Origin of the sequence: Chryseobacterium angstadtii, assembly GCF_001045465.1 — a bacterium.
In the GTDB taxonomy this organism is placed as follows: domain Bacteria; phylum Bacteroidota; class Bacteroidia; order Flavobacteriales; family Weeksellaceae; genus Chryseobacterium; species Chryseobacterium angstadtii.
Genome location: NZ_LFND01000001.1, coordinates 1204130 through 1211525 on the forward strand (window position 1 = coordinate 1204130; position 7396 = coordinate 1211525).

General features: G+C 37.1%; 7 protein-coding genes. All 7 read left to right on the top strand.

The window, feature by feature from the left end; translation table 11 throughout:
* Window positions 1–5: 5 nt before the first annotated feature.
* A complete protein-coding gene (locus ACM46_RS05320) occupies window positions 6–755 on the top strand; it encodes an isoprenyl transferase (protein ID WP_048505623.1) in 750 nt (249 codons plus the stop codon).
* A gap of 27 nt (window positions 756–782) precedes the next feature.
* Entirely contained in the window at window positions 783–3320 is a 2538-nt protein-coding gene (bamA, locus tag ACM46_RS05325) for an outer membrane protein assembly factor BamA (RefSeq protein WP_048505526.1), read from the top strand.
* 9 nt (window positions 3321–3329) lie between these two features.
* Window positions 3330–3884, top strand: coding sequence for an OmpH/Skp family outer membrane protein (locus tag ACM46_RS05330; RefSeq protein WP_048505527.1), 555 nt, complete (start codon window positions 3330–3332; stop codon window positions 3882–3884).
* Between the two features lie 63 nt (window positions 3885–3947).
* Window positions 3948–4451 carry an OmpH/Skp family outer membrane protein gene (locus ACM46_RS05335; protein ID WP_048505528.1) on the top strand — a complete coding sequence of 168 codons (504 nt, stop codon included), beginning with the start codon at window positions 3948–3950 and terminating at the stop codon, window positions 4449–4451.
* A 63-nt stretch (window positions 4452–4514) separates the two neighbouring features.
* Entirely contained in the window at window positions 4515–5000 is a 486-nt protein-coding gene (locus ACM46_RS05340; protein WP_048505529.1) for an acyl-CoA thioesterase, read from the top strand.
* An 85-nt stretch (window positions 5001–5085) separates the two neighbouring features.
* On the top strand, window positions 5086–5949 hold the full coding sequence (gene rfbD, locus ACM46_RS05345) for a dTDP-4-dehydrorhamnose reductase (protein ID WP_048505530.1): 864 nt from the start codon (window positions 5086–5088) through the stop codon (window positions 5947–5949).
* Window position 5950: 1 nt separating this feature from the next.
* Window positions 5951–6634 (top strand): hypothetical protein, encoded by a 684-nt coding sequence (locus ACM46_RS05350; protein ID WP_048505531.1) that lies wholly within the window; start codon window positions 5951–5953, stop codon window positions 6632–6634.
* Window positions 6635–7396 lie beyond the last annotated feature (762 nt).

Consider the following 7396-nt stretch of genomic DNA (forward strand, 5'->3'; position numbering starts at 1 on the left):
TGAATATGTCGTTGATTAAAGATAAAATAAATTCTGAGAATTTACCGAAACACGTAGCCATCATTATGGATGGCAATGGAAGATGGGCAAAAACTCGTGGAGAAGAAAGAACATTCGGCCACAAGAATGCCATTGATGCTGTAAGAAATGCTATTAATGCCTGTAATGAGATTAATATACCTTATTTAACGCTGTATACATTTTCTTCTGAAAACTGGAGCCGTCCGGCAGAAGAAGTAAGTACACTGATGAATCTGCTGGTAGAAACCCTTTTACTGGAAGCTGAAGAAATCTTTAGCAAAGGCCTTAGAATGCATGTAATAGGAAACCTTGAAAAACTGCCTCTTCTTGTGAGAGAACAGCTGGAACGTGTGGTAGAGCTTACAAAAGAAAATACAAAAGGAAACTTAGTACTGGCAATAAGCTACGGTTCGCAGAATGAAATATTGGAAGCTGTAAAAAGCATCAGTTCTGATGTGAAAGAAGGAAAAGTTGATGTTGAGAATATTGATGAAAAGCTATTCGAAAACTACCTTTATACAAAAGACTTTCCACCTGTAGACCTGTTGATAAGAACCAGCGGAGAAATAAGAATAAGCAACTTCCTTCTCTGGCAGATTGCGTATGCGGAACTACAGTTTTTAAATGTCCTATGGCCGGATTTTACAAAAGATATCTTCTTCCAGTGTATTGTGGATTATCAGAATAAAGAAAGAAGATACGGATTGACTGGCGATCAGATAAAAGCCCAATAAATTTAAAGAAAAGAAAGACTCGATAAAATGAAGTTTAGACTATTACCCATCATAATGTTTGCTGCTTCTGCACATTTTTATGGACAAGTAACTCCTCAGGACAGCACTAAAGTGAATAATGCTGTACATGCAGAAAATGAAACAGGAACTTACACGCTTAAAGACATCGTTGTAGATGGGGTAAAAAAATATACGCCGGCTCAGATCTTACGATTTACAGGCTTAACTAAAGGCGAGGTGGTAGATATTCCGGGACAGAAAATCAGCAACGCTGTTAAAAAACTTTGGGATACCCAGTCTTTTTCAGAAGTTGAAGTATACGTTCAGAGTATCGAAGGCCAAACCATCGTTTTAAGATTCTACCTGGAAGACCTTAAAGAACTTGGAGAAGTAAAATTCGCAGGTAAAGGGATCGGTAAATCTAAAAACGAAAAACTAATAAAAGACAACAATCTGAAACCGGGAACAAAGATCACTCAGAACCTGATCTCCGGTCTTAAAACCAAAGTTCCTAAAGATTACGTAAAGAAAGGTTTTGCAGATGCTAAAATTACCATCCAGGATAAAGTAAATGCCAACGATCCTTCTATGGTAGACTGGACCATCAATGTAGATAAAGGCAAAAGAATAAAAATTGACCATATCGAATTTGAAGGAAACCAAAGCGTTACCGATGCAAAACTTAGAAATAAAGCATTCAAAGAAACCAAGCAGAAAAGATTTGGGATCGGCGGAATTCTGAAATCTTCAAAATTCATTGAAGAAAAATACCAGGAAGACAAGCAGAGCCTTATCAGCTATTACAACTCTTTGGGCTACAGAGATGCTTCAATTGTTTCAGATTCCGTATGGAGAAACAAAAAAAATAACTACGAAATCAATGTAAAACTTAACGAAGGGAAGAAGTATTATATCGGAGATGTTACATTCACCGGAAATACCGTATACTCTACAGAATATTTACAGAGATTATTAGGATATAAAAAAGGAGATATCTACGATGCCGTAGGTTTCAACAAAAAAGTAGGGGAAGACGGTGGTAAAGAAGATGACTCGGATATCAAATCCGTGTACATGAACAACGGTTACCTGTTCTCTAATGTAACTCCGGTAGAAAAATCGGTGTCTGGAGATGCCGTGAACCTGGAAATCAGAATTAATGAAGGTGAGCAGGCTACCTGGAATAAAGTAACATGGCAGGGGAATACAACTACCCATGACCACGTTGTACTCAGAGCATTGAGAACGAAACCGGGAGAGCTTTTCAAGAAAACAGAAATCAAAAGAACTTACTTTGATCTGGCGGGAATGTCTTTCTTCGATCCTCAGCAGGTAGGCCAGGATATCCAGCCAAACCAGCAGGATAATACGGTAGACATCAACTGGAAACTGGTTGAAAAAGGATCTTCTCAGGTTCAGCTTCAGGCAGGTTACGGGGGTAACAGCTTTATCGGGACATTAGGACTTACGTTCAATAACTTCTCGTTGAAAAACTTCCTTAAATTTAAAGACTTTAAGCCGGTACCTCAGGGTGATGGTCAAACATTGTCTATCCAGGCACAGGCAGGTCAGTACTTCCAGAACTATGGAATTTCATTTACTGAGCCATGGTTATTCGGAACAAGACCGACTGCTCTTTCTGTAAGTTTAAATACATCCAGAGTAAAATATAACGACAGCAGCGGGAATGACCAGAAGCTTAATATCTTCTCGGCTTCAGTAGGTCTGAACAGACTATTAAACTGGCCGGATGACTATTTCTCTTTATACACAGGAATTCAGTTCCAGAAATATAAATTCAGCAACTATCCGTTCCAGTTTGGAGATACTACAGAATACTATGGGGATGCCAATAACCTGAGTCTTAACTTAGGATTAAGCAGAAACTCCGCAGGTATCGACCCTATTTTCCCGACAATGGGTTCAAATATTGAGCTTTCTGCAAAACTGACTGCTCCTTACTCATTGTTCAGCAATAAAGATTATTCCACCATGTCTCCTGTAGACAAATACAAATGGATGGAATTCTACAAAATCAAGTTCAAGGCCGATGTATACAACGAGGTAGCCGGAAAACTGGTATTGAGATCTTCTGCTGAAATGGGCTTCATGGACGGTTATAACAAACAGCTTGGGGCTCCGCCATTCGAAAGATTCTATGTAGGAGGTACCGGTTTATTTGGAGGTAGATATGATGGTCGTGAATTGATTCCGTTAAGAGGATATGAAAATGCTTCTACATACGGAGGAGAAATAGATGATATTACCCAGAGAGGGGGAGGTACTATCTACAACAGATTTACATTAGAATTGAGATACCCGATCTCTATGAGCCAGACTGCAAAGATCTATGCACTTACATTTGCTGAAGGAGGTAACGTATGGAACTCATGGAGTAGCTACAACCCATTCCAGCTGAAAAGATCCGTTGGGGTTGGGGTAAGAGTATACATGGGTGCTTTCGGTTTGATCGGATTTGACTTTGCTTATGGATTTGATAAAACGGTTTCCGGTACAGAACCATCTGGATGGAAAACACACTTCTTGATGAACCAATCATTATAATTCATACTTATGAAGAATTTTAAAATCATTTTCACATCAATATTATTCCTGCTTTTCGGGTTTTCAAATGCTCAGAAAATCGGAATAGTAGATACTGAATATATTTTAAATAAATTGCCTCAGTACAAAGAAGCCGAAGCAAGATTAAATGCTCAGATTGATACCTGGCAGTCGGAACTTCAGAACCTGCAGTCCGAATACGAAAGAAAAAAAGCAGCTTTCGAAAGCGAAAAAGTATTATTAATCGGAGATCAGCTGAAACTGAGAGAAAAAGAAGTAGTAGATCTCGATAAGAATATAAAAACTACTACCAGCTTACGTTTTGGAGCCAATGGCGAAATTACAAAGCTGAGAACAAATCTCGTTGTTCCTTTTCAGGATCAGATCTGGGGAGCTGTTAAAACTGTATTCGAAAAGAATGGCTTAGGCATAGTTATTGATAAAAGCAACACTAATGTGATTATCCATCAGCCAAGATACGATTACACAGAAAAAGTATTGGATGTCTTATTAAAAGGATCAAAAGGATCAGACAAAAAAGAAAAAACTAAAAGTAAAAAGTAACATAATTAACTTTTACTTAAATTTACAATCTAAAAACAAATTAAATTATTTATTCTACCAATTATGAAAAAATTAAGTGTATTATTTGCCGCGGTAATAATGGTTGTATCAGTAGGTATGGCAAAAGCTCAAAAAATCGCTACTGTCGATGTAATGGGGGTTCTTAATGCAATGCCTGAAAAGAAAAAAGCAGACGCTGATATAAAAACTTTCTTAGATTCAAAACAAGCTGAAATTAAGAAAAAAGCAGACGCTGGGCAGGCTAAATTGAAGCAGTACAGTGAGGAAGCTCCTAAGAAAACAGCTGACGAAAACAAAGCTAGAGAAACAGAACTTCAGAAACTTCAGGAAGAAATTGCTCAAATGCAGGACAAAGCTCAGAAAGATCTTCAGGCTAAGCAGGATGTTGCTTTCGGTCCAATTGAGAAAAAACTGAACGATGCTATCGAAAAAGTAGCAAAAGCTAACGGATACGAATTCATCATGGATGCAAACTCTGCAGCATTTGTTTACAAATCTGGTGCAGACGCTACAGCTGCTGTTAAGAAAGAATTAGGAATCAACTAATAAATTAACAAAGTTTTATAAATTAACCGCCTCTTTTAGGGGCGGTTTTTTTATTTTTGCCATATGGAAAGAGAAGTATCAACCACTGTAAAAGTAAGGTTCAGCGATTGTGATCCGATTGGACATTTGAACAACGTGAAATATCTGGAATATATGTTCAACGCCAGAGAAGATCATGTAGAAACCTTTTATGGATTCACCTATGAAGAATATACAAAAAAGACCGGATGTACGTGGATTGCCATTCAAAATGAAATTGCTTATTTGAAAGAAGTAAGGTACAATACTCAGGTTGTAATCAGCAGCAAAACCATAGAAGTACAGGACAGAACTGCCAAAGTGGAAATACTGATGAAAAGCCTGGACGAAAAAACCGTACATGCCGTATTATGGGTGACGGTGATTTATTTCAATGTGAAAACCAGAAAATCAGAAATTCATCCGGAAGATATAAAAGAGACTTTCCAGAAATTCTATGTAGACCTTGAGCAGAAAGAATTCCAGCCAAGAGTGAAATTTTTAAGATCTCAGAACGCAAAAAACTCATAACCATAATCCATAACGAAAAGAAAATAACCGCTTATGATTGATTAATGCATATTTTCTTACATATCGTTAAATAATAAAATTACAGATGAAAAAAATAGCTGTATTAGGAAGCAACGGACAGTTGGGGAACTGCATCAGAAAAATTGCTCCTGATTTTGAAAATTCATACGAAGTCATATTTACAGATTCAAAAACCTTAGATATTACAGATGAAGATCAGGTTAATGATTTCTTTTATGATAACAAACCGGACTATTGTATCAATGCTTCAGCCTATACTGCGGTTGATTTAGCCGAAAAAGAAAAAGATAAAGCATTTGCAGTAAATGCAGATGGAGTTGCCTACCTGGCTCAGGCCTGTGCAGACCATAAGACCATTCTTATTCATATCTCTACAGATTATGTATTCGATGGAGATACAAATCTTCCGTACTCAGAAGACGATTTTACAAGTCCTACCGGAGTTTATGGCGAATCCAAAAGGAAAGGAGAAGAGCTGGCTCTGGAAATTAATCCAAAGACTATTATTTTGAGAACCTCCTGGCTGTATTCAGAGTTTAATAAAAACTTTGTTAAAACAATGCTCAGCCTATTTTCCCAGAAAGACCAGCTTGGAATTGTAGCAGATCAGTTCGGCCAGCCTACCAATGCCAATGACCTTGCTGAAGCTATTATGGATATTATTCAGGCTCCCGGAAAAACCTTTGGGATCTTTCATTTTTCAAACTACCCGGAAACAACTTGGTTTGAGTTTGCGAAAAAAATTGCAGAATTTTCAAAATCTTCTATCCAGCTGAATGCTCTTACTACAGAGCAGTATCCTACTCCTGCAAAAAGGCCCGCGAGAAGCACAATGTCTTTGGATAAAATAGAAGAAATATATAAAATAGAACCGAAGCACTGGGAAAACAGCCTGGAAGAATCCGTAAAAATACTAATACAGAAATAATATGATAAAGAACCTCACAGTTGCCCTTTCCCTTTTCTGTGCACATCTCTTCTCTGCGCAGAATGTATACCTTTCGAAAGTTGAGAAAACCAATGACAATACAGATAAATTCCTGTATAAAAAAAGTGAGGCGGCTGTCGGGGCTGAATATTTAGGAGAGATTGAAGTTCAGGGATTCTCAAATGATGATGCCGCTGTCTTTTCTTTAATATATAAAAAGGCAAAAGAAATTGGGGCCAATACATTTGCATTTAAACCCTTTGAAAATATAGACGGAACTCCACAGCCTCTCAATCCTGCCAACTACAGAATTGCCCTTTATTACACACCAAAAGAAAAAGAAGAAGGAAAAAAAGGGAAATTATACGTTTTTGCTTCCTCAGATAAAGATCAGAAGATTAATATCAATAAAAAAGACTATTTGCTGGCTCCGAGATCTTATCTCACCCTGGATATTATAGCAGGAGAGGTCTATACGATATCAACAAAGAAACTTTTAGGCTCTACTATAAAGGTACAACCCAAAACCAGTGACGAAAACCTCTATTTCCAGGTTTCTTCATTAAAAGTAAAATCAGATACCTCCGGAACAGGCGGTTTGAATCTGAAATCCGGTGATATCATCGGACTGGAAAAGTCTTATGCAGAATTTCTAAGCCTTATTTATCTAAAGAATAAGCCATAAATATTCTGTAAAGAATGGTGAACTGCCATTTTTAGAATCGTACCATCCTGATTCAATCATGATTGAGCCTATTAAACAATCCTCTGCATCTTCATTAAAATTCACTAGGAGCGGGCTTTAGCCCGCTTACTAATACGATCCATTCCCCAGGCTTTAGCCAAACCCTAAAACCTTAAAAACATAAAATCCTCCCGAATACGATAATCATATCAACATCTGTGTCAATCTGTGCCATCTGTGGTCAATAAAATTAATCTTCTTGTCAAGAATAGGTATGACTTATCCATCAGCTTATAAAGAATCAATGAAATTAATTCTTTCCTTCTTCCCTTGTCTTCCTTTAGATAAGTTTACGCCTTTGTTTATCTTAAATCCGGCATTATATAAAAAATCTTTGACTATCCTTGCGATAATATTTTTTCACCTTGCTAAAAACAATCTTTACTATAAAGGTACAACCCCAAACGAACAACGAAAGCCTCTATTTCCAGGTTTCTTCATTAAAATTAAAATCAGATACCTCCGGAACAGGCGGTTTGACTCTTAAATCCCGAGATATTATCGGCCTGTAAAAGCCCTGCGCAGCATTTCTCAGCTTTATTTATAAAGAAAATAACCACTAAAGCATCGATTCAGAATGCAGCAATCAAAAAATTAAACAAAAGTTTAAAATTTTTCTCATTGCATACCAGTGCTTTACCCTTTTATAAGCCCGGAATATGAATTTTATGTTAAATAAATTTGTTTTGCGTTATTTAAAGG

Excerpts from the sequence above, each read along its gene's own strand:
- ACM46_RS05320 (WP_048505623.1), top strand. The coding sequence starts at position 6 with ATGTCGTTGATTAAAGATAAAATAAATTCTGAGAATTTACCGAAACAC.
- bamA (WP_048505526.1), top strand. The coding sequence starts at position 783 with ATGAAGTTTAGACTATTACCCATCATAATGTTTGCTGCTTCTGCACAT.
- ACM46_RS05330 (WP_048505527.1), top strand. The coding sequence starts at position 3,330 with ATGAAGAATTTTAAAATCATTTTCACATCAATATTATTCCTGCTTTTC.
- ACM46_RS05335 (WP_048505528.1), top strand. The coding sequence starts at position 3,948 with ATGAAAAAATTAAGTGTATTATTTGCCGCGGTAATAATGGTTGTATCA.
- ACM46_RS05340 (WP_048505529.1), top strand. The coding sequence starts at position 4,515 with ATGGAAAGAGAAGTATCAACCACTGTAAAAGTAAGGTTCAGCGATTGT.
- rfbD (WP_048505530.1), top strand. The coding sequence starts at position 5,086 with ATGAAAAAAATAGCTGTATTAGGAAGCAACGGACAGTTGGGGAACTGC.
- ACM46_RS05350 (WP_048505531.1), top strand. The coding sequence starts at position 5,951 with ATGATAAAGAACCTCACAGTTGCCCTTTCCCTTTTCTGTGCACATCTC.